We start from the raw sequence: 21880 nt of genomic DNA, 5'->3' as shown, positions 1-21880 counted from the left end.
CACGCGAAGGAGATCGGCCCCATGTGGAGACGACGTGTTCTGGCGCCGCTCGCGGCGACCGCGGCGGTGTGTGCGAGTCTGCTTGTCATGCCCATGGCCTCAGCTTCGGCGGCGGGAACGACCGCCCAGGCGGCCTGCGACTACCCGAACTGGGTGGCGGGCAAGCCGTACGTCACCGGCGACATCGTCCGGTACACCGACGGCAAGTACTACCGCGCGGAGCACGACAACCCGGGCTATGACCCGGTGATCAGCACCTGGTACTGGGAGCCCTACAACTGCGGCGGCGAGGGCCAGAACCCGAGCGGCTTCGTGGTGAGCGAGGCGCAGTTCAACCAGATGTTCCCGAACCGGAACTCGTTCTACACCTACCAGGGCCTGACGGCCGCCCTGAGCGCCTACCCCGGCTTCGCCAACACCGGCAGCGACACCGTCAAGAAGCAGGAGGCGGCCGCCTTCCTGGCCAACGTCAACCACGAGACCGGCGGTCTGGTCCACATCGTGGAGCAGAACACCGCCAACTACCCGCACTACTGCGACTGGAACCAGCCGTACGGCTGCCCCGCGGGCCAGGCGGCGTACTACGGCCGCGGACCGATCCAGCTCAGCTGGAACTTCAACTACAAGGCCGCGGGCGACGCGCTCGGCATCGATCTGCTCGGCAACCCCTGGCTGGTGGAGCGGGACGCCGCGGTGTCCTGGAAGACCGCCCTGTGGTTCTGGAACACCCAGCGCGGGGCCGGCTCGATGACCCCGCACGACGCCATGGTCAACCAGCGCGGCTTCGGCGAGACCATCCGCGCGATCAACGGCAGCCTGGAGTGCAACGGCGGCAACCCCGGCCAGGTGCAGAGCCGAATAGACGCCTACCAGCGGTTCGTTCAGATACTCGGCACCACCCCCGGCTCCAACCTGAGCTGCTGACCGGCCGCCGATGACCGGCGCCGAGCGGCCGTCCGGTCGGAAGCGAGGAAATTGGGGTGCGCCGCTCCGCCGCCACGCGCCAGCCTGGTGCACATGGCGTGGACGGTGACGTACGACCTCGAGGAGTTCCGGGCCGCGGCGGGTGGCTTCCTGCGCGCTCACCCGGCCCGGAACACCACTTTGCTCACGGTGCTCACTTCCCTCACGGTGGCGGGAAGCGGCAGATACGGCGCCGAGCCGCCGGTCTACGGCTGGTGGACCGGAGGGGATGGGGCGGTGGAGGGCGCGTTCCTGTGCACCCCGCCATACCCCCCGCTGCTTTCCGCCCTCTCCGGCGAGGCGGCCCGGGCCCTCGCCCGCACCCTCGCCCGGGACGGCGAGCTGAAGGTCACCGGAGTGAACGCGGGGCGCGAGACCGCCGAGACCTTCGCCACCGCCTGGAAGGACTTCACCGGTGCGGTGAGCAGCGTCGAGCAGACCCACCGGCTCTATCGTCTCGATGACCTCACCCCGCCCGATCCCGCCCCGCCGGGGCGGCCCCGGACCGCCACCACCGCCGACCGGGACCTGCTGATCACCTGGTACGAGGGGTTCGCCCGCGAGACCGATGCGCTGAGGGGCGATGTCACCGCGCAGGTGGACGACAAGCTCGGCCATGACGGGATCACGGTGTGGGAGCTCGACGGCCGGCCGGTGGCCTGCGCCGGGATCAGCCGTACGGTCGCCGACATGGCCCGGGTCGCCCTGGTCTACACCCCGCCCGAGCTGCGCGGACGCGGTTACGCGGGCGCCGCCACGGCCGCCGTGAGCGGGGCCGCGCGGGCCGCCGGGGTGCAGGAGGTCCTGCTCTTCACCGATCTCGACAACCCCACCAGCAACGCCCTCTACCAGCGTCTCGGCTACCACCCGGTGGAGGACCATCTGGTGCTGTCCTTCTCGGCGGCCGAGCGCACCGTCCCCGAGGCCGAGCGCACCGTCCCCGAGGCCGAGCGCACCCTCTCCACGGCCGGGCGCATCGTCTCCGCAGCCGAGCGCACCCTCTCCACGGCCGGGCGCATCGTTCCGGAACAAGGTCACCCCTCGTAAGAGTTGTGTCATTGCAGCCCAACGGCACCGCGCGTTGGAGTGCCCCCGCCCTCTCACCCTGGAGGCCCCGTGACCGGCTCCCATCCGACACGTTCCCGGCTCACCGCCGCCCTGCGCCCCGCCGCCTTCGGAGCGGATCCCGGTGGGGAGCGGATGGAGCGCATCCGGCGGTCGCCGAACTTCGCGAACGGTGTGTTCGTCAACCCGGTGGGGGCCCGTACCGCCCCGTCGGGCTCGATGCTGAAGTTCGCGTCCACCTACTTCCGCAAGGAGGAGCGCGTCCGCCGGGCCCCGGCCGGGACCGTGCCGGTGCACCCCACCACCGTCGCCGATCTGGCCACCCCGCCCGCCTCCGGGCTGCGGCTGACCTGGATGGGGCACTCCAGCGTGCTCGCGGAGATCGACGGGCGGCGGGTGCTGTTCGACCCCGTCTGGGGCCGGCGCTGTTCGCCCTTCTCGATGGTGGGGCCCAAGCGATTGCACCCGGTGCCGGTGCCGCTGCGGGAGCTGGGGCCGGTGGACGCGGTGGTCATCTCCCATGACCACTACGACCATCTGGACATGCCCACGATCCGGGCGCTGGTGCGGAGCCACGCGATGTTCGTCGTCCCGCTCGGGGTCGGCGCCCATCTGGAGCGCTGGGGCGTCCCGGCCGAGCGGATGACCGAGCTGGACTGGCACGAGTCCACCGAGGTCGCCGGGCTCACGCTCACCGCCACCCCCGCCCGCCACTTCTGCGGGCGCGGGCTGCGCAACACCCAGCACACGCTGTGGGCCTCCTGGGTGGTGGCCGGTTCCGGGCGCCGGATCTACCACAGCGGGGACACCGGCTACTTCCCCGGTTTCGCGGAGATCGGCGCGGCGTACGGGCCGTTCGACGCGACCATGATCCAGGTCGGTGCCTACTCCGATCACTGGCCTGACATCCACATGACCCCCGAGGAGGGCATGCGGGCCCATCTCGATCTCCAGGGCGGCGACCCGGCGCAGGGGATCATGATGCCGATCCACTGGGGCACCTTCAACCTCGCCCCGCATCCGTGGGAGGAGCCCGCCGAGGGCACGGTGACGGCGGCGAAGGAGGCCGGGGCGACCGTGGTGGTTCCGCGTCCTGGCCAGCCGTTCGAGCCGGAGCACGGGCTGCCGCTGGAGCCGTGGTGGCGGGCGATCGCGGCACGGCCGGTGACGGAGGTGCCGGCCGCGGCCGAGGGCGCTGCCGAGCCGGCCGTTCCCGCCGGACCGTCCGGCGCCGGGGCGTCCGGGGCGACCGGGAAGCGCCCCGGGGCGACCGGCGGCGCGGACCCCGCGATGCCCATCCCCCAGCCGTAACACGGGAGTTGGCGCCGCCTCCCGAGGCGGTACGACACGGGTCGCTTCTTTGTCGAATGGCGCTGAATGGCGTCGAAACCCTTGTGGTGGACACGACGCGCTCGCTTGAATGGTTAGGAAAGGTTCCTAACGGATCGTCTCAGGGCCCGGGGCTGTCCCGGTGTGCCCTGGGGCGGCCGCGCGCACTTCCCCCACAGTCGACAAGGAACGGAGTCCCCATGTCCCCCGTGCACAGGAGGATCGGCCTCGCGGCCGTGGCCGTCGCGGTACCGGCCGCGCTCGTCTTCACCGGCGTCGGAGTCGGGCAGGCGTCCGACCACCTGCCGTCCTCGTCGGACGCGCGCCACACGCACTCGGCGCACAAGGCCGCGGCGGCGAGCGGCCTGGACGAGCCGGCGAAGAAGGAGATCGCCATGAAGCTGGTCTCCAGCGCCGAGAACTCCTCGCTCGACTGGCGCGCCCAGTTCAAGTACATCGAGGACATAGGCGACGGCCGCGGCTACACCGCGGGCATCATCGGATTCTGCTCCGGCACCGGCGACATGCTGGAACTCGTCGAGTACTACACCCAGCAGAAGCCCGGCAACGTCCTGGCCAAGTACCTCCCCGCGCTGCGCGAGGTCAATGGCGGCGATTCCCACGACGGCCTGGACCCGAACTTCACCAAGGACTGGAAGAAGGCCGCCGCCGACAAGGCGTTCCAGGACGCCCAGGAGCACGAGCGCGACCGCGTGTACTTCAACCCGGCCGTCAAGCAGGGCAAGGGCGACGGCCTGGGCGCGCTCGGCCAGTTCATCTACTACGACGCGATCGTGATGCACGGCCCCGGCGACAGCAAGTACAGCTTCGGCGGCATCCGTAAGACCGCCCTGTCCAAGGCCAAGTCCCCGGCGCAGGGCGGCAATGAGACCACCTACCTCAACGCCTTCCTCGACGCCCGTAAGGAGGCCATGAAGAGCGAGGAGGCGCACAGCGACACCAGCCGGGTCGACACCGAGCAGCGGAAGTTCCTCAACGAGAAGAACTTCGACCTGACGCCCCCGCTGAAGTGGAAGGTCTACGGCGACCCGTACGAGATCACCTCCTGACCGCCGCGCCGGTCCCCGCTTGCTAAGCGGGACACTGTCCCATATCTTCAATCGGGACAGTGTCCCGTTTGTTTGCGCGTGGATGGAGAGCAGAGCCATGTCGACATATCTGCTGGTGCACGGTGCCTGGCACAGTGGGCAGTGCTGGGAGCGGGTGGTCCCGCGGCTGGCGGCGGCCGGGCATCGGGTGCTGGCGCCGACGCTGACCGGCTACGGCGACACGGTGCACCTGGCGGGCCCGGAGGTGGGGCTGGATACGCATGTCGACGACATCGTCGGGCTGATCGCCGAGGAAGACCTCACCGATGTCGTGCTCGTCGGGCACAGCTACGCCGGGCTGGTCATCTCGTCCGCCGCCAACCGGGTCCCGGAGCGGATCGCGCAGCTGGTCTATCTCGACGCCATGGTCCCGGAGGACGGCGAGAGCGCGGTCGATGTCATGCCCTTCACCCAGGCCATGATCGACCAGGCCCTGACGTCCGAGAGCGGCTGGCGGATACCACCCATGGCCGGGATGGAGCCGTCCTCGGGTCTGTTCGGGGTCACCGAACCGGCGGATGTGGAGTGGCTGCGGTCGATGCTGTCGGATCAGCCGGTGCGCTGCCTCCAGCAGCCGGTCCGGCTGGACAACCCGGCCGTGAACGCGATCCCGCGGACCCACATCCACTGCGTCGCCAATGTGCCGGAAGGCATCACCCGGCGACCCGTCCCCGCTGTCCAGCCCAACGGCAGCCCGTCACAGGTGTGGGAGTTGGAGACCGGTCACGACTGCATGATCACCATGCCCGCCGAACTCACCGAACTGCTGCTCAAGCTCGGCTGAGCCGGTCCCTCTCGGCTTCTCAGCCCGAAGCCGCCTCCACCAGGGCGCGCATGACGCGTACGTCGTCGCCCGCCTCCGGATGCCACTGCACGCCCAGTACGAACGCCTCCGCGTGCGGCAGCTCCACCGCCTCCACCGTTCCGTCGTCCGTGGCGTGGGCCGAGGGGGTCAGGCCCTTGCCCAGGTGGGCCACGGACTGGTGGTGGAAGGTGGGGACGGACACCGGCTCCGGGAGGATCCCGGCGAGGAGCGTGCCCGGGACCGGCTTCACCTCGTGGTGGTCGAAGACGCCGGGCGCGCCCGCGTGGCCGTCCAGGTGCTGGACCAGGGTGCCGCCGAGGGAGACGTTCAGGAGCTGGTGGCCGCGGCAGATGCCCAGCAGGGGAGTGCCCGAGGCCAGGGCCGCGTCGATCAGCGCCAGCTCCCAGGCGTCCCGCTCCCGCGCGGGCGGCCCGGTGCGCGGCTCCACCTCGGCCCCGTACCGCACCGGTTCCACATCCGGGCCGCCGGAGATGACGAGCCCGTCGAGGCGGGCGACGACGCACGCGGCGGCGGCCGGGTCCTCGTCCGGCGGCAGCATCGCGGCCAGGCCGCCCGCGCGCTGGACGAGCAGGTGGTAGCCCGAGGGCAGCAGCGCGGCGGGGAGGTTCCACACGCCCCAGCTCGCCGAGGGTTCGAGATAGGTGCTGACGCCGATCAGGGGCTTGGACACCGGGGACTCCGATCTTCGTGGATCTGCTCGGTCGCGGGACGGTTCTCGGTCGCGGGGCCGTTCTCCGTCGCGGGACGGTTCTCCGCCGTGGGAATGGTCTCAGTCGCGGGACAGTTCCGCCTCGGCCTCCGCCAGCGCCGCGAACTCCTCCTCCGGCGCGGCCGCGACCAGGCGGTGGCGGCTGTAGAAGGCGAAGTAGGCCAGCGCCACCGCGTAGACGCCGAGCGCGATGAAGGCGGCGTCCTTGTCCACCAGGAAGGTGGCCACCAGCGCGGAGCAGGCCAGGACGAAGGCGAGGGACGACGTCACCGTGCCGCCGGGGGTGCGGTAAGGACGCTCCAGGCCCGGTTCGCGGCGGCGCAGGACGATGTGGGAGAGCGACATCAGGGCGTACGAGATGGTGGCGCCGAAGACCGCGGTGTTGAGCATCCGGGCGCCGTCGCCGGTCCACGCCGCGAGGGCGAAGCCGATGGCGCCCGGGACCAGCAGGCCCAGGAAGGGGGCCTTGCGCCTGCTGGTCAGCGAGAGGAAGCGGGGCAGATAGCCGGCCCGGGAGAGCGCGAACAACTGGCGCGAACCGGCGAAGATCAGCGAGAAGAAGGAGGCCACGAGCCCGGCGAGGCCCGCGTAGTTGACGACGCGGGACAGCACCGTGGCCTTGCCGTCCGGCTGCAGCGCCTCGACCAGCGGGTTGCCCGCGTCCTGCACGGCGCTCGGGCCGCGCGCCCCCGTCGCCGCGAGGAAGGTGAGCAGGGCGAGGAGCAGGAGGATGCCCATGGACCAGGCCATGGCCTTCGGCAGCGTACGGGCCGGGTCCCGGGTCTCCTCGGCCGCCAGCGGCACCCCCTCCACCCCCAGGAAGAACCACATGCCGAAGGGGAACGCCGACCAGATGCCGAGCAGCCCGAACGGCAGCCAGGAGCTCGCCCCGAAGGAGGAGTGGTCCGCCGGGATGTCGTTGAGCGAGCCCGCGTCGAAGTCGGCGAGGGCGCCCACCGCGAAGATCAGCAGCGCGGCGACGGCGATGGCGGTCACGACCAGGCTGAACCGCAGGGCCTCGCCCACGCCCCACAGATGGATGCCGATGAAGATGACGAAACACGCCAGATAGACCGGCCAGCCGGACTCCAGGCCGAAGAGCCCGAGCGACTCGACGTAGTCGCCGATGAAGATGGAGATGGCGGCGGGCGCCAGGACGTACTCGATGAGGATCGCCGTGCCGGTGAGGAAGCCGCCCCAGGGGCCGAGGGCGCGCCGGGCGAAACCGTAGCCGCCGCCCGCGGTGGGGAGGATCGCGGCCAGCTCCGCCAGGGCGAACACCATGCAGGCGTACATCAGGCCCATCAGCAGGGCGGCGATGGCGAGACCGCCGAAGCCGCCCTCCGCCAGGCCGAAGTTCCAGCCCGAGAAGTCGCCGGAGACCACATAGGCGACGCCGAGGCCGGTCAGCAGCAGGGGGCCCGCGCTGCCGCGCCGCAGGGTGCGGCGCTCCAGGTACGCGTCCTCGGGGGAGGGCGCCGGGCCGCCGCCCGGCGGGGCGCCGCCGACGGAGGTGCGGGCGGATTCGGTGCGGGCGGACTCGGTACCGTCGGCCATGGGGGACACTCCTGCTCCACACGAGGGGGCGATGGCAAAGGTGTGGGGCCATACCTTTGCCCTCCGGTCGGCGATGCGCAAGACCTCTGCGTAAAACCGTGGTTAATGACCCCGTGGGCCGGCCGCTCAGACCAGGAAGCCGCGCAGCAGCGCCGCCGTGCCCTCGCAGTGCTCCCGCATCACCTCGCGCGCCCCGTCCGCGTCCCCGTCCAGCACCGCCTCGACCAGCGCCCCGTGCTGGGCCTGGGAGTGCTCGAGGTTCTTCACCAGCAGCGGAATGCAGTCCAGCAGGTCGTTGACGGTCGCGCGGACGGCCGCGTACTGGGCGGCCAGCGACGGTGAGCCCGCCAGCTCCGCGAGCGTGAGGTGGAGCATCGTGTCCAGGCGGCGGTAGTCGGCCAGCGGGGCGTCCCGCGTCGCGTCCAGGGCCGCCCGCAGCCGCCGCGCCTGCCCCGCGTCCAGCCCGTGCGCGGCACACAGCCCCGCCGCGCCCACCTCCAGGACCTCGCGGAACCTCAGGGTGTCCTCGACGTCGACCGCCTCGACCCTCCGCCGCAGCTCGTCCTCGCCGCCGCCCTCGGCGGGCTCGGGCCTGGCCCGGACGAAGGTGCCGCCGTAGCGGCCGCGGCGGCTCTCCACCAGTCCCTGGTCCTGCAGCACCTTCAGCACCTCGCGCAGGGTCACCCGGCTGATCCGCAGCCGGTCGGCCAGCTCCCGCTCGGCCGGGAGCCGGCCGCCGTCGGGGACCAGTCCCAGCCGCAGCACCTGGAGTATCTGCTCCAGCGCCTCCTCGAAGCCGTTCCCCGCGCGCACCGGGCGCAGCACCGGCGCCAGCCGGTCGTCCGCCGCGCTCCCGCGCCCACTCCCGCTCTCGCTCATCGAACCGTCCGCACCTACTTCCCAACCAATGGTCTGCAGTATTACCTTAAGGCCACCCCGCGCCCCCGACCCCTCTCCGCACCCGCCCTCCCCCCCCAGAATTCTCCGACGCAGGAGGCCCCACCGTGGCAGACCGCACGCCCCCGCTCTCGGTCGACGAGCTGACCAGACTGGTCGCCGCCGGGGAGATCGACACCGTCGTCCTGGCCTTCACCGATATGCAGGGAAGGCTCCAGGGCAAGCGGTTCGCCGCCCGCTTCTTCCTCGACGACGTCCTGGAGCACGGCACCGAGGGCTGCAACTACCTCCTCGCCGTCGACACCGAGATGAACACCGTCGACGGCTACGCCATGTCCTCCTGGGAGCGCGGCTACGGCGACTTCGCCATGCACGGCGACACCGCCACCCTGCGCCGCACCCCCTGGAACCCCGGCACCGCCCTCCTCACCGCCGACCTCGCCTGGCACGACGGCAGCCCGGTGGTCGCCTCCCCGCGCCAGATCCTGCGCCGTCAGCTCGACCGGCTCGCCGAGCGCGGCTGGACCGCGTACACCGGCACCGAGCTGGAGTTCATGGTCTTCAGGGACAGCTACGAGCAGGCGTGGAACACCGGCTACCGCGGGCTGACCCCCGCCAACCAGTACAACGTCGACTACTCCGTCCTCGGCACCGGCCGCGTCGAGCCCCTGCTGCGCCGCATCCGCAACGAGATGGGCGCCGCCGGGATGACCGTCGAGTCGGCCAAGGGGGAGTGCAACCTCGGCCAGCACGAGATCGCCTTCCGCTACGCCGACGCCCTGACCACCTGCGACCAGCACGCCGTCTACAAGACCGGCGCCAAGGAGATCGCCGCCCAGGAGGGCATGGCGCTCACCTTCATGGCCAAGTACGACGAGCGCGAGGGCAACTCCTGTCATATCCACCTCTCGCTGCGCGACGAGGCCGGGCACCCCGTGCTCGCCGACGACGACGGCCCGTACGGCATGTCGAAGACCATGCGCCACTTCCTCGCCGGACAGATCGCGGCGATGCGCGACTTCACCCTGCTCTACGCCCCGAACATCAACTCCTACAAGCGGTTCCGCCCCGGCTCCTTCGCGCCCACCGCCGTCGCCTGGGGCCCGGACAACCGCACCTGCGCGCTGCGCGTCATCGGCCACGGCCCCTCCCACCGGCTGGAGAACCGGCTCCCCGGCGGCGACGTCAACCCGTACCTGGCCGTGGCCGGGATGGTGGCCGCCGGGCTCCACGGCGTGGAGCAGGAGCTGGAGCTCCCCGAGGTCTGTACCGGCAACGCCTACACCGGCGACGCCGAACACGTCCCGACCTCGCTGCGCGACGCCGCCGAGCTGTGGCGGAACAGCCCCATAGCGCGGGCCGCCTTCGGCGACGAGGTGGTCGAGCACTACCTCAACATGGCACGCGTCGAGCAGGACGCCTATGACACCGCCGTCACGGACTGGGAGCGCTTCCGGTCCTTCGAGCGCATGTGAGGAACCACCAGGTGAGCAACGAGCACCCGCACCCCGACCACCACCCCCACGAGCACCGGATTCTCAACCCGGCCACCGAGGAGGTCATCGCCACCGTCCCCGCCGCCACCCCGGACGAGGTGGCCGCCGCCGTCGCCCGCGCCACCGAGGCGCAGCGCGGCTGGGCCGCGCTCGCGCCCGCCGACCGCGCCCGGCTGCTGCGCCGCTTCGCCGCCGCCGTGGACGGGCACATCGAGGAGCTGGCCGCCCTCGAGGTCCGCGAGGCGGGCCATCCGATCGGCAACGCCCGCTGGGAGGCGGGCAATGTGCGCGATCTGCTGGACTACGCGGCCGGGGGAGCGGAGCGGCTGAGCGGTGCCCAGATCCCGGTGGCCGACGGTCTGAACGTCACCTTCCATGAGCCGCTCGGCGTGGTCGCGGTCATCGCGCCGTGGAACTTCCCCATGCCGATCGCCGCCTGGGGCACCGCCCCCGCCCTGGCCGCCGGGAACGCCGTGGTCCTCAAACCGGCCGAGACCACCCCGCTCACCGCGCTCCGGCTGGCCGAACTCGCCCTGGAGGCGGGCCTGCCCGAGGGGCTCTTCCAGGTGCTGCCCGGGGCCGGTCCGGTCGCGGGCGCCGCGCTGGTCGAGCACCCCGGCGTCGCCAAGGTCGTCTTCACCGGCTCCACGGCGGTCGGCAAGGAGATCATGGCCAAATGCGCCGCGGGCGTGAAGCGGGTGACCCTCGAACTCGGCGGCAAGAGCCCCAACATCGTCTTCGCCGACGCCGACCTCGAGCGCGCCGCGGCCTCCGCGCCCGGCTCCTTCCTCGACAACACCGGCCAGGACTGCTGCGCCCGCAGCCGCATCCTGGTCCAGGCATCCGTCTACGACCGTTTCATGGAGCTGCTGGAACCCGCCGTGAAGGGCTTCGCGGTCGGCGACCCGGCCGACCCCGCCACCGCCATGGGCCCGCTGATCTCGGCCGCCCAGCGGGAGCGCGTACGGTCCTACGTACCCGAGGACGCGCCCGCCGCCATCCGCGGCGAGGCCCCGAAGGGCAAGGGGTTCTGGTACCCGGCCACCGTGCTGGAGGCCACCGGCCCCGGGGACCGCGCCGCCGTGGAGGAGATCTTCGGCCCCGTCGCCGTCGTCCTCCCCTTCGAGGACGAGGCCGACGCCGTGACGCTGGCCAACGCCACCGACTACGGCCTGTCCGGCTCGATCTGGACCCGGGACGTGGGCCGCGCGGTCCGGGTCTCGCGCGCCGTCGCCGCCGGGAACCTGTCCGTCAACTCGCACAGCAGCGTGCGGTACGCCACCCCCTTCGGCGGCTACAAGCAGTCCGGCCTGGGCCGGGAGCTGGGCCCCGACGCCCTTGCCGCCTTCACCGAGACCAAGAACGTCTTCATCAGCACCGAGGAGCGACTGACGTGACCGAGACCCCCGTGTGCCGCCGTCTGGTGGGCCGTACCGCCGTCATCACCGGAGCGGGCAGCGGCATTGGCCTGGCCACCGCGCGCCGCCTGGCCTCCGAGGGCGCGCAGGTCGTCTGCGCCGATATCGACGAGAGCGCGGGCAAGGCCGCCGCCGACGAGGTCGGCGGGCTGTTCGTGCGGGTGGACGTGGTCGACCCCGAGCAGGTCGAGGCGCTCTTCAAGACCGCCTTCGACACCTACGGTTCGGTGGACATCGCCTTCAACAACGCCGGGATCTCCCCGCCCGACGACGACTCGATCCTCACCACCGGGCTCGACGCCTGGAAGCGGGTCCAGGAGGTCAACCTCACCTCCGTCTATCTGTGCTGCAAGGCCGCGCTGCCGTACATGCGGCGGCAGGGCCGGGGCTCCATCATCAACACCGCCTCCTTCGTGGCCGTGATGGGCGCCGCCACCTCCCAGATCAGCTACACCGCCTCCAAGGGCGGGGTGCTGGCCATGTCCCGCGAACTGGGCGTGCAGTTCGCCCGCGAGGGCATCCGGGTCAACGCGCTGTGCCCGGGGCCGGTCAACACCCCGCTGCTGAAGGAGCTGTTCGCCAAGGACCCGGAGCGGGCCCAGCGGCGGCTGGTGCACGTACCGGTGGGCCGGTTCGCCGAGCCGGAGGAGATCGCCTCCGCCGTGGCCTTCCTGGCCAGCGATGACGCGTCCTTTGTCAACGCCGCCGAGTTCCTCGTGGACGGCGGGATCGCCGGGGCATATGTCACGCCGTTGTAGTCCGGGTGCGTAGTCCTGCCATCCGCGGTGTACGGACCCCACCCCTGGCCATAGGCTGACCGTGTGACCATGAACACGCCTCCCGGCTGGTACCCCGATCCCGGCTACGCAGGTAACGGCCCCGCCATGGAACGGTGGTGGGACGGCTCGGCCTGGACCGAGTACACCCGTGATGCCTCGGGCGCCGCGGACCCGGCCTTCGGCCCGCCGCCGCCCCCCTACCTGCCGGGGCGGCAGGGGGGCCACGGCCACAGCCGGGGCCGCGGGCCGAGGATCGCGGCGCTCTCCGTCGCCGTCGGCGTCGTCGTCGCCGCGATCGTCGGTGGCATCGTGCTGCTGGGCGACGGCGGCGACGGCGGTGGGAACGCCCAGACCGGGCCCGCCCCCAGCACCTCCGCGCCGGACGACGGCGGCGACCCGGCCCCGGACCTGCCCACCCCGGACAACCCCTCGGAGGGGCCCACCGAGAGCCCCAGCGCACCGCCCAGCTACGACCCGGACACCGCCCCGGACCCCGGCAACGGCATCAGCCTGCCGGTGCTCTCCGGCTGGCAGGCGGGGCGCAGCAGCTCCGGCGGCGCGGGCGTCACCACCTCCCGCTACCCCTGCCCGGGCGACCCGTCCACCGACTGTGTGCGCGGCGGCGCCTTCTCCCGGACCGCCGAGGGCTACAAGGCCACCTCCGCCAAGGGCATAGCCAAGGAGGACATCGCGCAGAACGCCGAGGAGTCCTACGGCACCGACGAGGACACCGACCGCAAGGCGTACGGCGGGATCACCTCCCACAAGCAGCTCAAGGCGTCGGCGGTCGAGGTCGCGGGCAAGGAGGGCTATCTGGTCCGCTGGAAGGTGGTGACGAAGAAGGGCGACGACGGCATCGTCCAGTCGGTGGCGTTCCCCTCGCCCACCATGCCGGACACGATGGTCGTGGTGCGCTTCGGGTTCGACGAGAGCGACAAGGCGCCGCCGCTCAGCGACATGGACAAGATCGTCAAGGGCATCGAGGCGCTGGCGGGCGACGGCCGGTCCGTCTAGACGCGTCGCCGTCGCATTTCGGTCGTTGCTCGAAAGATGTCGGTCAGAGAAACGTCCTGCCCTCGCCCCGGTACGTCGGCGCCTCGGCCACCACCCGGTCCCCCTCGATCAGCCGCAGAGTGTCGAACCGCTCGCACAGCTCACCGGCCTTGGCGTGCCGGAACCACACCTTGTCCCCGATCAGCAGATCGTCGGCGGCCGCGCCCAGCAGCGGGGTCTGCACCTCGCCCGGCCCCTCCATCGAGTCGTACGCGAGCCCCTCCGGCAGATACGGCACCGGCAGCCGGTCCCGGCCCGCCGCCCCCGACGCCGGATAGCCGCCGCCGAGCACCGTCACCACGCCCACCCCGGGGCGGCGCACCACCGGCTGGGCGAACAGGGCCGCCGGACGGCCGCGGAACGAGGTGTAGTGGTCGAACAGGCGCGGCTGGTAGAGCCCGGACCCGGCGGCGATCTCGGTCACCGCGTCCTCCGCGGCGGTGTGCTGCACACTGCCCGTACCGCCGCCGTTGACGAACTCCAGGTCCGCCACGGCCCGCACCGCCCGTACGGCCGCGGCCCGGCGCGCCGCGAGCTCCCGGCGCGCCACGGACTGCATCAGCCGGATGGCGCGCGAGCGCAGCGGACTCCCGGGCACCGCGTCGCCCACGCCCGCGACATGCCCCTCGTACGCCATCAGCCCGACCAGCCGGAAGCCGGGGCGGTCGGCGATCGCCCGCGCCAGGGCGGCCAGTTGCTCCGGTTCGCGCAGCGGTGAGCGCAGCGCCCCGACCCGCACCCGCCCGCCGAGCATCCGCAGCGAGGTGTCCAATTCCAGGCAGACCCGGACCTCTTCGGTCCCGGCGCGAACGCTGTCGATCAGATCGAGCTGGGAGAGGTCGTCCACCATGACGGTCACGGCCTCGGCCAGCTTGGGGTCGCCGGTCAGAGTGGCGAAGCCGTCCCGGTCGGCGGAGGGGTAGGCGAGCAGCACGTCGTCGAACCCCTCGCGCGCCAGCCACAGCGACTCCGGGAGCGTGAAGCTCATGATCCCCGCGAAGCCGTCGTGCGCCAGCGCCCGCTCCAACAGCGCGCGGCAGCGCACCGATTTGCTGGCCACGCGGATGGGTTTGCCTCCCGCCCGGCGGACCAGATCCCGGGCGTTGTCGTCGAAGGCTCCCAGGTCGACAATCGCCACGGGCGCTTCGAGATGGGCGGTGGCCCGGTCGTACCGGGCCCGGTCAGCGGCGGCAGCGGACATGGACGCAGCTTGCCAGACCGCTATTACCACTGGGTAGAGGGCGGCCGGTGCGCAGGGCCCCCGGCTGGCCGTAGAGTGTCGCGGACGCCACGACCGGCAGGTCAGCGGCGTGTTGTCCGTATACGGGCCCGCCTGTCCGAAAGGCGGTGTGGTGGCGCGGCGAACCGGACGGAGCCAGGTGAAGCAGGTCTCGACGGGTGCGAGGGGGTGCAGGTGAGCACCGACGCGGAACAGGCGCACTCACCCCACAGCACGCCCCCACCACGCCCCGCACACCCCCCGCGCACGGCGCCCGAACGGCCTTCCGCGCCCCCGCCGCGCCCCGCCAACGCGCCCGGGTTCACCCCGGATCCGGAGACGCCCGTCCTCGGCGTACGGGCGAAGGCCCCGTTCTCCAGGGGCACCGCCGGGGCGCCCGGCACCGGGGTACCTCCGCAGCCCTCGACACCGCCGCGCCCCTCCGCGCCGCCGCGCACCGGGGCATCGCCGGGTACCGGCGTGTCACCGCGCACCGGCGGGCTCTTCGCGGACGTCGGGCCGAGCGGCCGGCGCCGGCCGCCCAGCCGTACGGCGGCCGCCGCCGCGAGCCTCGTCCTCGGCCTCGGGCTGCTCGGCGGGGCGGCGGCCGGTAGCTGGCTGGGCGACGACCCCGGAGCCCCGCCGTCCACCGCCGACACCTACGCCCACGCCCGCTCCGCCTGGCACAGCATCCCCGTGGACGACCTCTTCCCGCGCACCCTGCGCGGGAAGGGCGAGGGCCCCGGCGGCGCCGACCGCGTCTGGACCCGGATAGCCGTCGCCCCGGACAGCAGCTGCGGCGGCGGATTCGATCCGCTGCTCGCCAAGGCGCTGGCCCCGGTGGGCTGCAAACGACTGGTGCGCGCCACGTACACCGACGCCACCAGCACCAGCGTCACCACCGTCGGCGTGCTGATCACCACCTCCGGCCCCGGCGGAATGCGGACGCTGCGGCAGCGCTTCGTCACCGAGAAGCTGGACGAGCGCACCGATCTGATGCCCCGCACATACGCCGCCAAGGGCACCGCCGCGGCCGGCTTCGGCGACGACCAGCGCGCCAGCTGGCGGATCCGGATCCTCACCGAAGCCCCCGCCGTCATCTACACCGTCACCGGCTTCGCCGACGGCCGTGAGGTCACCGACCCGCAGTCGGCGGGCGAGGCGACCCAGCGCGGTGCCACCTCGGCCCCCGCGCAGTCCGGCCTCGGCAACGACGCCCGGGGCATCGCCGACGCGATCGAGGCCGGATTCCGCCGGGCCCTGGCCACGTTCACGGAGACCACGTCATGACCGGGATCGGGCGGCGCCTCGCCGTGGCCCTCGCCGCCGCCGGGCTGACCCTGGTGTCCGCCGCGCCCGGATACGCCGACGGCATACAGGCCCAGGAGTGGGCGCTGGACACCCTCCACGTCCGCGAGGCATGGCAGACCACCAAGGGGTCCGGGATCACCGTCGCCGTCCTCGACACCGGCGTCGACGACGGCCATCCCGACCTCGAAGGCCAGGTGCTGCCGGGGAAGGACCTCATCGGCTTCGGCGCCCGGCGCGGCGAGCGCGCCTGGGCCCGCCACGGCACCGCCATGGCCGGGATCATCGCCGGGCACGGCCACGGCGCCTCCGGCGGCGAGGGCGTGCTGGGCGTCGCGCCCAAGGCGCGGATCCTGCCGGTGCGGGTGATCCTCGAGGACTCCGACCCCGCCCGTAAGAAGGCCCGCTCGACCCGTGGCGGCGCGCTCGCCGCCGGGATCCGCTGGGCGGCCGACCACGGCGCCGACGTCATCAACCTCTCGCTCGGCGACGACAGCGCCTCCGCCCACCCCGAGGCCGCCGAGGACGCCGCCGTGCAGTACGCGCTGCGCAAGGGCGCGGTCGTGGTCGCCTCCGCGGGCAACGGCGGCGAGAAGGGCGACCGGGTCTCCTACCCGGCCGCCTACCCCGGGGTGATCGCCGTGACCGCCGTGGACCGCTACGGCTCCCGCGCCGCCTTCTCCACCCGCCGCTGGTACGCCACCGTCTGCGCACCCGGCGTCGACGTGGTCATCGCCGACCCCGACAAGCGCTACTACGAGGGCTGGGGCACCAGCGCGGCCGCCGCCTTCGTCTCCGGCTCCGTCGCCCTCGTCCGCGCCGCCCACCCCGACCTGAGCCCGCGCCAGATCCGCGGGCTCCTCACCCGGACCGCCCAGGACGTCCCCGAGGGCGGCCGCAGCGACGACCTCGGCGCGGGCCTGGTGAACCCGGCGGCGGCGATCACCGCGGGCGACAAGCTGAAGCCCGAGGCCCAGCGGCCCGCCGTGGCCGCCTCCCCGAACCGCTACTTCGGCAACGGTCCTGGCCACACCCAGGGCGCCCACGACGGCTCCGGCCCCAACCGGATGGCCCTCCTCGCCGGCCTCGCCGGCACGGCCCTGGTCGTCGCCGCGGTATCCCTATGGCGCGGCTCGGGTCCCCTGCGGGTGCCACCGAGGCTGCGCACACTCCTGACGGGAATCCGCACCCGCTGAGGGCGCCTTGGGCGCGGTGATGGCGGATCGGAACGCACTGTGGGGCGTGTCGGTGGCGGGGTTCCGTGCGCGCTGGGTGGCACCCGGCCGCCGGGTCGTCGGCTCGGGGTGCGCCGCGGCTCGGGTGCGCAGCGCGCGGTGCTCGTGGGGACGCGCTGAGTCGGTCGTTGGCCTGGGCCGCGTCGCCGCGATGGTCGGCGGAGGCGGCCCGCTGTGGGCGTCGCTCACGACCTACCGTTCGCGCCGAGCGGAGCCCCGGCCACCCCGGCGTCGGATCGGGTGCGTTGCGGGCGCTGCCCGGGGACCGCGCGCGTTGAGGCACGGCGGCGTGCGGCGGCTCGGGCCGGCCGCTGTGCGGGCCGCCCGCCGGGGCCCGCGGGGTTCCGGGCCCTATCACGCCGGGGCGCGCGGGGCTCCGGGCCGTATCCCGGCGGGGCGGCGGCTCGGGATCGTTCCGGCGTGCGTGCCGCTTACCCTGACGCGTATGCGCGGGCCGTTGCCACGGCCGTCCGAGCCACTCTTTCGACCAGCTCCACGCCGCTGTTCAGGTCCGCGTTGCCCTCGGACAGCACCGCGACCAGAAAGGCCCGCCCGGCCGCCGTGACCTCGCCGACGCTGTTGACGACCCACAGCCCGGTGGTATCGCGGGGCATCCAGCCGTTCTTCAGCCGCGATCCGGGGCCGTCGCCGTCGGCGGCGGCCGAGACGCCCCAGCTCTGGCGGTCGATGACGCGCCCCATGAGCGTTCGCAGATACGTCCGCGCCCGGTCGCTCAACACCGAGCCGTCCGTGAAGATCGCGCGCAGCAGGGTCAGCTGGTCGGCGGCGGTGGTCAGGGTCAGTCCCCAGCGCCCGCCGTCCCCGGTACGGGTCGCGGTCAGGCCGAGCCGCCGGTGCGCCGCGTCGAGCCCGGCCGCCCCGCCGATCGTCCGCAACAGCGCGGTCGCCGCGTCGTTGTCGCTCTGCTCGATCATCACGCCCGCGTACGCGCGCTCCCGGGCGGTCAGCCGTCGCCCCTCGTCCTGCGCCCCGAGCAGCAGCGCCGCGAGGATGCCGACCTTGACGACGCTCGCCGTGGCGTACGCGCCGTCGCCATGGCCCCCGCTCGCTCCCGATCCGGGCTCCAGGACGGCGACCGAGAAGTCCGCGGCGGAGCCCGCGGCCACGGGCGCGAGGGCGTCGGCGAGCACGTCGCTCAGCCCTTTCAGCCCGCCCGCACCGGACAGGGCGGACGGGGCCGGGCCGCCGTCGTTCACGTGGTCCACGTCGTCTCCCTCGCGCCGCCCCCGCCGCAGGGTGGGGGTGCGGGGGATCTCGGTCTCCTCGCTGTCGATACCCTCATGGCGTGGCGCTCAAGAACATTCCCGACCCCGGCTTCTCCGGCGACGACGGCTCCGCCGACCCCCGGCTGACCGCGGCGCTCGCCGCCTGGGCCGATGACCGCTCGGCCGAACCGGAGGTGCTCGCGGCGCTCACCGAAGCCCGCCTCCTCGTCCCCGTGGTGGCGATCCTCGGCGAGGCCGAAGTGGGGCCCGATGGGCTGCGCCGCGACAAGACCAGCGACATGGCGGTGCCCACGCTCCAGGCCCCCGACGGCCGGCGCGCGCTGCCCGCGTTCACCTCGCTCGAGACGCTGGCCCGCTGGCGCCCGGACGCCCGGCCCGTGGCCGTACCGCTGCGCCAGGCGCTGGAGGCCACCGCCCATGAGAAGGCGGACACCCTGGTCCTGGACCTCGCGGGCCCGGTGCCGTACCAGCTGACCGGCCCCGCCCTGCTGGCGCTCGCCGAGGGGCGGACCAGCGCCGATCCGCTCGCCGACCCGGCCGTGACCGAGGCGGTGCGCACCGTGCTGGCCGCCGAGCCCGGGGTGCTCCGGGCCCATCTGGCCCCGGCGGCGGACGCCGACGGGATGCTCGGGCTCGCCCTGACGCCGGACGCGCCGGCGCGCGAGACGGCGCACCGGGTGGCGGGCGCCCTGGCCGCCGACGAGGTGCTGCGGGCGCGGCTGGTGCGCGGGCTGACCCTGGCGCTGCTGCCGCCGGGCGCTCAGGTTTCCGGCGAGCCGCTCTTCAGCCGCTGAGGGCCGGGGCCCGGCCCTCCCCATTCGGACCAACAGGCGAATCCTCCCGATTCCCCCCACAATGCTTAGGCGACTGGCGGTCGGAATCTGCGTGAGGAGAGCGCCATGGAGACGAGAACGGTCGTAGCGGAGTTCATCGGGACCGCGATGCTGGTCCTCTTCGGAGTCGGTTCGCTGGTCCTGGCGGGCGACTACATCAACGCCCTCGGGATCTCGCTCGCCTTCGGGTTCACGCTGATCGCGATCGCCTTCGCGTTCGGACGCATCTCGGGCTGCCACATCAACCCGGCGGTGACCCTCGGTGTGCTGCTGGCCAGGCGCATCGACATCCGTACGGCCGTCCAGTACTGGGTCGCGCAGTTCGTCGGCGCGATCGTGGGCGCGGCGATACTCTTCCTGCTCGCCAACCAGGTGCCCCGGCTCCAGACGGCCGGCGCCTTCGGCAGCAACGGCTACGGCGGCCGCTCGCCGGTGGGCATGGGCGCGGGCGGGGCCTTCCTCGCCGAGGTGCTGCTGACCTTCCTGCTGGTCTTCGTCTTCCTCACGGTGACCCACGCGGTGCCGATGGTCGGCGCCGAACCGGTCCCGGTCGGCCTCGCCCTCGCCGCGGCCAATCTGATCGGCATCCCGCTGACCTGGGCCTCGGTCAATCCGGCGCGCAGCTTCGGCCCCGCGATCTTCGCGGGTGGCGACGCGCTGGGCCAACTGTGGCTGTTCATCGTGGCGCCGCTGGTCGGCGGGGTGCTCGCCGCCGGGGTGCACCGGTTCACCCATCTCCATCCGGCGGGCCGGGCCGAGCGGGAGGAGGCGCATCCGCCCCCGGCGACCGGGCCGTGGGGACGCATGCGCGGCGGCCACCGCCCCGAGGCGGGCGGCCCGGAGACCAAGGGCCCGGAGGCGGCCTGAGCGACGAGAGGCCCGGAGGCGGCCTGAGTCGATGCCGGAGGCACCGACCGTAAGATGCCGGGGGCCCCGACCGTGAGATGCCAGCCGGGGGCCCGACCGTAAGGGGGCAACCGGTCAGCCGAAGACGGCAGCCGGTCAGCCGAAGACCGGGCCGGTGAACTTCTCGCCGGGCCCCTGCCCCGGCTCGTCCGGCACCACCGACGCCTCGCGGAAGGCGAGCTGGAGGGACTTCAGACCGTCCCGCAGCGGAGCCGCGTGGAAGGAGCTGATCTCCGTGGCGCTGGCCGTGACCAGCCCCGCCAGGGCGTTGATCAGCTTCCGCGCCTCGTCCAGGTCCTTGTGCTGGGGGCCCTCCTCGGCCAGGCCCAGATTGACCGCGGCGGCGCTCATCAGGTGCACCGCGACCGTGGTGATCACCTCGACGGCGGGCACATCCGCGATGTCCCGGGTCATCCGGTCGAAGTCGGGGGCCGGCGGCTGCCCGGCGTTGGCGTCGCTCATGGTGGTCGGGGCTCACTTCCTGATGGACGGTGTGCCCCAGCCTAGGCGTCCGCCCGGCGCCGTACGCACGGGGCGGGTGAGTTCACGGGAACGGCGGGGACGGGAGAAATGAGAGAACGAGGGACCGGGGAACGGCGGACGCCGGGGACGCGGCGGGTGAGCATCCCGCGCGGGTGCTGGTATCGTAGATAAACGACCGGCCGGTCACCTGTGTGTCCGGCCCACAAGTGGAGGCTCCACGCTCCCACCTCCCGACCCCTGGGTCGGCAGGTCCTCGGTCAGGCTGCGCCCCGCGGTGATATCGCGGCGGTGCTCCCGGTCAGTGAGGAGCCCCGCCTGTGTACCGTGCGGGGCGTTTTGTGCGTCACGGCGCGGTGGTCTCAACCGAAACAGACTTACGCGGCAGTCCGCCAGGCGGTCGCGTGGTGTAACCGAGGAGGATCCATCAGCGCCGAGCCCCGCATCAACGACCGGATTCGCGTCCCCGAGGTGCGACTCGTCGGTCCCAGTGGCGAGCAGGTCGGCATTGTGCCGCTTGCCAAGGCCCTGGAGCTTGCGCAGGAGTACGACCTCGACCTGGTCGAGGTGGCGGCGAACGCCCGTCCGCCGGTCTGCAAGCTCATGGACTACGGAAAGTTCAAATACGAGTCGGCCATGAAGGCCCGTGAGGCGCGCAAGAACCAGGCGCACACGGTCATCAAGGAGATGAAGCTCCGGCCGAAGATCGATCCGCACGACTACGACACCAAGAAGGGTCACGTCGTCCGGTTCCTCAAGCAGGGCGACAAGGTCAAGATCACGATCATGTTCCGTGGCCGTGAGCAGTCCCGGCCCGAGCTCGGCTACCGTCTGCTGCAGCGGCTCGCTGAGGACGTCCAGGAGCTGGGCTTCGTGGAGTCCAACCCCAAGCAGGACGGCCGAAACATGATCATGGTTCTCGGTCCGCACAAGAAGAAGACCGAGGCGATGGCCGAAGCCCGTGAGGCACAGGCAGCCCGCAAGGCGGAGCGTCAGGGCGTTCCCCACCTGGACCAGTCTCCGGACGCGTCCGTGGAGCAGCCTGCCGAGGAGCCCGCCGAGGCCTGAAGTTCGAGGCGCCAGCCTCGGCCCCCGGGACCCTGGTCCCGACACAGACCGACATAACAGACGCTTCCGCGTACACCGGTCCGTGGCCCGATCGGGCCACGCCCGGATGGGGCGGAAGCGCCCCGACGAGGAGAGTACGGCGACATGCCGAAGAACAAGACGCACAGCGGTGCCAGCAAGCGCTTCAAGCTCACCGGCTCCGGCAAGGTGGTGCGCCAGCGCGCCGGTCGCCGCCACCTTCTCGAGCACAAGCCGTCCACGCTGACGCGCCGCCTGGCCGGAAAGGTCGAGATGGCCCCTGCCGACGCCAAGAAGATCAAGAAGCTTCTCGGCAAGTGACGCCCCCGCCCCGCTCCGGCGGGGCAGGCGAGCGCCAGACCGGG

21 protein-coding genes are annotated in these 21880 nt (G+C 72.7%); 15 read left to right on the top strand and 6 right to left on the bottom strand.

The genetic code is table 11. The annotated features are described in order from the left end of the window. Positions 1 to 21 precede the first annotated feature (21 nt). The 5 genes from ACZ6TD_RS11390 (at position 22) to ACZ6TD_RS11370 (ending at position 5250) form a co-directional block, all read left to right on the top strand. Positions 22 to 924, top strand: a complete 903-nt coding sequence (locus ACZ6TD_RS11390; RefSeq protein WP_471353121.1) for a glycoside hydrolase family 19 protein — start codon at positions 22 to 24, stop codon at positions 922 to 924. Between the two features lie 93 nt (positions 925 to 1017). Beyond that, positions 1018 to 2010, top strand: coding sequence for a GNAT family N-acetyltransferase (locus ACZ6TD_RS11385; protein ID WP_471353119.1), 993 nt, complete (start codon positions 1018 to 1020; stop codon positions 2008 to 2010). Between the two features lie 69 nt (positions 2011 to 2079). Further along, positions 2080 to 3339, top strand: coding sequence for an MBL fold metallo-hydrolase (locus ACZ6TD_RS11380; RefSeq protein WP_471353117.1), 1260 nt, complete (start codon positions 2080 to 2082; stop codon positions 3337 to 3339). 218 nt (positions 3340 to 3557) lie between these two features. Beyond that, positions 3558 to 4427 (top strand): chitosanase, encoded by an 870-nt coding sequence (locus tag ACZ6TD_RS11375; protein WP_471353115.1) that lies wholly within the window; start codon positions 3558 to 3560, stop codon positions 4425 to 4427. 97 nt (positions 4428 to 4524) lie between these two features. Then, positions 4525 to 5250 carry an alpha/beta fold hydrolase gene (locus ACZ6TD_RS11370; protein ID WP_471353113.1) on the top strand — a complete coding sequence of 242 codons (726 nt, stop codon included), beginning with the start codon at positions 4525 to 4527 and terminating at the stop codon, positions 5248 to 5250. Between the two features lie 19 nt (positions 5251 to 5269). On the opposite strand, the gene ACZ6TD_RS11365 is transcribed toward ACZ6TD_RS11370, so the two are convergent. The 3 genes from ACZ6TD_RS11365 to ACZ6TD_RS11355 form a co-directional block, all read right to left on the bottom strand. Beyond that, a complete protein-coding gene (locus tag ACZ6TD_RS11365) occupies positions 5270 to 5962 on the bottom strand; it encodes a gamma-glutamyl-gamma-aminobutyrate hydrolase family protein (protein WP_471353111.1) in 693 nt (230 codons plus the stop codon). Between the two features lie 99 nt (positions 5963 to 6061). After that, on the bottom strand, positions 6062 to 7558 hold the full coding sequence (gene eat, locus ACZ6TD_RS11360) for an ethanolamine permease (RefSeq protein ID WP_471353109.1): 1497 nt from the start codon (positions 7556 to 7558) through the stop codon (positions 6062 to 6064). A 126-nt stretch (positions 7559 to 7684) separates the two neighbouring features. Then, on the bottom strand, positions 7685 to 8437 hold the full coding sequence (locus ACZ6TD_RS11355) for a FadR/GntR family transcriptional regulator (RefSeq protein WP_020867215.1): 753 nt from the start codon (positions 8435 to 8437) through the stop codon (positions 7685 to 7687). A 125-nt stretch (positions 8438 to 8562) separates the two neighbouring features. On the opposite strand from ACZ6TD_RS11355, the gene ACZ6TD_RS11350 reads away from it, so the two are divergent. The 4 genes from ACZ6TD_RS11350 (at position 8563) to ACZ6TD_RS11335 (ending at position 13162) form a co-directional block, all read left to right on the top strand. Beyond that, positions 8563 to 9930 carry a glutamine synthetase family protein gene (locus tag ACZ6TD_RS11350; RefSeq protein ID WP_470007364.1) on the top strand — a complete coding sequence of 456 codons (1368 nt, stop codon included), beginning with the start codon at positions 8563 to 8565 and terminating at the stop codon, positions 9928 to 9930. 11 nt (positions 9931 to 9941) lie between these two features. Then, positions 9942 to 11348, top strand: coding sequence for an aldehyde dehydrogenase family protein (locus ACZ6TD_RS11345; RefSeq protein WP_471353107.1), 1407 nt, complete (start codon positions 9942 to 9944; stop codon positions 11346 to 11348). After that, a complete protein-coding gene (locus tag ACZ6TD_RS11340; RefSeq protein ID WP_137980265.1) occupies positions 11345 to 12127 on the top strand; it encodes a 3-oxoacyl-ACP reductase in 783 nt (260 codons plus the stop codon). The genes ACZ6TD_RS11345 and ACZ6TD_RS11340 overlap by 4 nt, the downstream gene beginning before the upstream one ends. Before the next feature lie 69 nt (positions 12128 to 12196). Further along, entirely contained in the window at positions 12197 to 13162 is a 966-nt protein-coding gene (locus ACZ6TD_RS11335) for a DUF2510 domain-containing protein (RefSeq protein ID WP_471353105.1), read from the top strand. Positions 13163 to 13205: 43 nt separating this feature from the next. Here ACZ6TD_RS11335 and ACZ6TD_RS11330 read toward each other — a convergent pair whose 3' ends face one another. Beyond that, positions 13206 to 14402, bottom strand: a complete 1197-nt coding sequence (locus ACZ6TD_RS11330) for an alanine racemase (protein WP_471353103.1) — start codon at positions 14400 to 14402, stop codon at positions 13206 to 13208. A 213-nt stretch (positions 14403 to 14615) separates the two neighbouring features. Between ACZ6TD_RS11330 and ACZ6TD_RS11325 the strand changes: the two genes are divergently transcribed. After that, entirely contained in the window at positions 14616 to 15710 is a 1095-nt protein-coding gene (locus ACZ6TD_RS11325; RefSeq protein ID WP_471353102.1) for a hypothetical protein, read from the top strand. Then, a complete protein-coding gene (gene mycP / locus ACZ6TD_RS11320; RefSeq protein WP_471353100.1) occupies positions 15707 to 16924 on the top strand; it encodes a type VII secretion-associated serine protease mycosin in 1218 nt (405 codons plus the stop codon). Before ACZ6TD_RS11325 ends, mycP begins: the two co-directional genes overlap by 4 nt. Positions 16925 to 17394: 470 nt before the next feature. On the opposite strand, the gene ACZ6TD_RS11315 is transcribed toward mycP, so the two are convergent. Continuing rightward, on the bottom strand, positions 17395 to 18189 hold the full coding sequence (locus ACZ6TD_RS11315) for a serine hydrolase (RefSeq protein ID WP_471353099.1): 795 nt from the start codon (positions 18187 to 18189) through the stop codon (positions 17395 to 17397). Positions 18190 to 18269: 80 nt separating this feature from the next. Here ACZ6TD_RS11315 and ACZ6TD_RS11310 point away from each other — a divergent pair, with 80 nt between their 5' ends. Both ACZ6TD_RS11310 and ACZ6TD_RS11305 read left to right on the top strand, forming a co-directional pair. After that, a complete protein-coding gene (locus ACZ6TD_RS11310) occupies positions 18270 to 19004 on the top strand; it encodes an SseB family protein (RefSeq protein WP_471353096.1) in 735 nt (244 codons plus the stop codon). Between the two features lie 105 nt (positions 19005 to 19109). Beyond that, positions 19110 to 19910: an aquaporin gene (locus ACZ6TD_RS11305; RefSeq protein ID WP_471353094.1), complete on the top strand. Its 801-nt coding sequence runs from the start codon at positions 19110 to 19112 to the stop codon at positions 19908 to 19910. A gap of 135 nt (positions 19911 to 20045) precedes the next feature. On the opposite strand, the gene ACZ6TD_RS11300 is transcribed toward ACZ6TD_RS11305, so the two are convergent. Continuing rightward, complete coding sequence (locus tag ACZ6TD_RS11300) at positions 20046 to 20411, bottom strand: DUF1844 domain-containing protein (protein WP_014056105.1); 366 nt, start codon at positions 20409 to 20411, stop codon at positions 20046 to 20048. Positions 20412 to 20855: 444 nt separating this feature from the next. Between ACZ6TD_RS11300 and infC the strand changes: the two genes are divergently transcribed. Continuing rightward, complete coding sequence (infC, locus tag ACZ6TD_RS11295) at positions 20856 to 21497, top strand: translation initiation factor IF-3 (protein ID WP_079153538.1); 642 nt, start codon at positions 20856 to 20858, stop codon at positions 21495 to 21497. A 144-nt stretch (positions 21498 to 21641) separates the two neighbouring features. Further along, positions 21642 to 21836 carry a 50S ribosomal protein L35 gene (gene rpmI / locus ACZ6TD_RS11290; protein WP_020867203.1) on the top strand — a complete coding sequence of 65 codons (195 nt, stop codon included), beginning with the start codon at positions 21642 to 21644 and terminating at the stop codon, positions 21834 to 21836. Positions 21837 to 21880: the final 44 nt, after the last annotated feature.

This window comes from Streptomyces yongxingensis (assembly GCF_055597465.1).
The sequence above is the reverse complement of the archived record's forward strand: the minus strand, read 5'-3'. Positions and strand labels throughout refer to the sequence as shown.

What these genes read in the sequence shown, in the direction of transcription:
- ACZ6TD_RS11390 (WP_471353121.1), top strand. Translation starts at nt 22, where the DNA reads ATGTGGAGACGACGTGTTCTGGCGCCGCTCGCGGCGACCGCGGCGGTG.
- ACZ6TD_RS11385 (WP_471353119.1), top strand. Translation starts at nt 1,018, where the DNA reads ATGGCGTGGACGGTGACGTACGACCTCGAGGAGTTCCGGGCCGCGGCG.
- ACZ6TD_RS11375 (WP_471353115.1), top strand. Translation starts at nt 3,558, where the DNA reads ATGTCCCCCGTGCACAGGAGGATCGGCCTCGCGGCCGTGGCCGTCGCG.
- ACZ6TD_RS11370 (WP_471353113.1), top strand. Translation starts at nt 4,525, where the DNA reads ATGTCGACATATCTGCTGGTGCACGGTGCCTGGCACAGTGGGCAGTGC.
- eat (WP_471353109.1), bottom strand. Translation starts at nt 7,558, where the DNA reads ATGGCCGACGGTACCGAGTCCGCCCGCACCGAATCCGCCCGCACCTCC.
- ACZ6TD_RS11355 (WP_020867215.1), bottom strand. Translation starts at nt 8,437, where the DNA reads ATGAGCGAGAGCGGGAGTGGGCGCGGGAGCGCGGCGGACGACCGGCTG.
- ACZ6TD_RS11335 (WP_471353105.1), top strand. Translation starts at nt 12,197, where the DNA reads ATGAACACGCCTCCCGGCTGGTACCCCGATCCCGGCTACGCAGGTAAC.
- ACZ6TD_RS11330 (WP_471353103.1), bottom strand. Translation starts at nt 14,402, where the DNA reads ATGTCCGCTGCCGCCGCTGACCGGGCCCGGTACGACCGGGCCACCGCC.
- mycP (WP_471353100.1), top strand. Translation starts at nt 15,707, where the DNA reads ATGACCGGGATCGGGCGGCGCCTCGCCGTGGCCCTCGCCGCCGCCGGG.
- ACZ6TD_RS11305 (WP_471353094.1), top strand. Translation starts at nt 19,110, where the DNA reads ATGGAGACGAGAACGGTCGTAGCGGAGTTCATCGGGACCGCGATGCTG.
- ACZ6TD_RS11300 (WP_014056105.1), bottom strand. Translation starts at nt 20,411, where the DNA reads ATGAGCGACGCCAACGCCGGGCAGCCGCCGGCCCCCGACTTCGACCGG.
- rpmI (WP_020867203.1), top strand. Translation starts at nt 21,642, where the DNA reads ATGCCGAAGAACAAGACGCACAGCGGTGCCAGCAAGCGCTTCAAGCTC.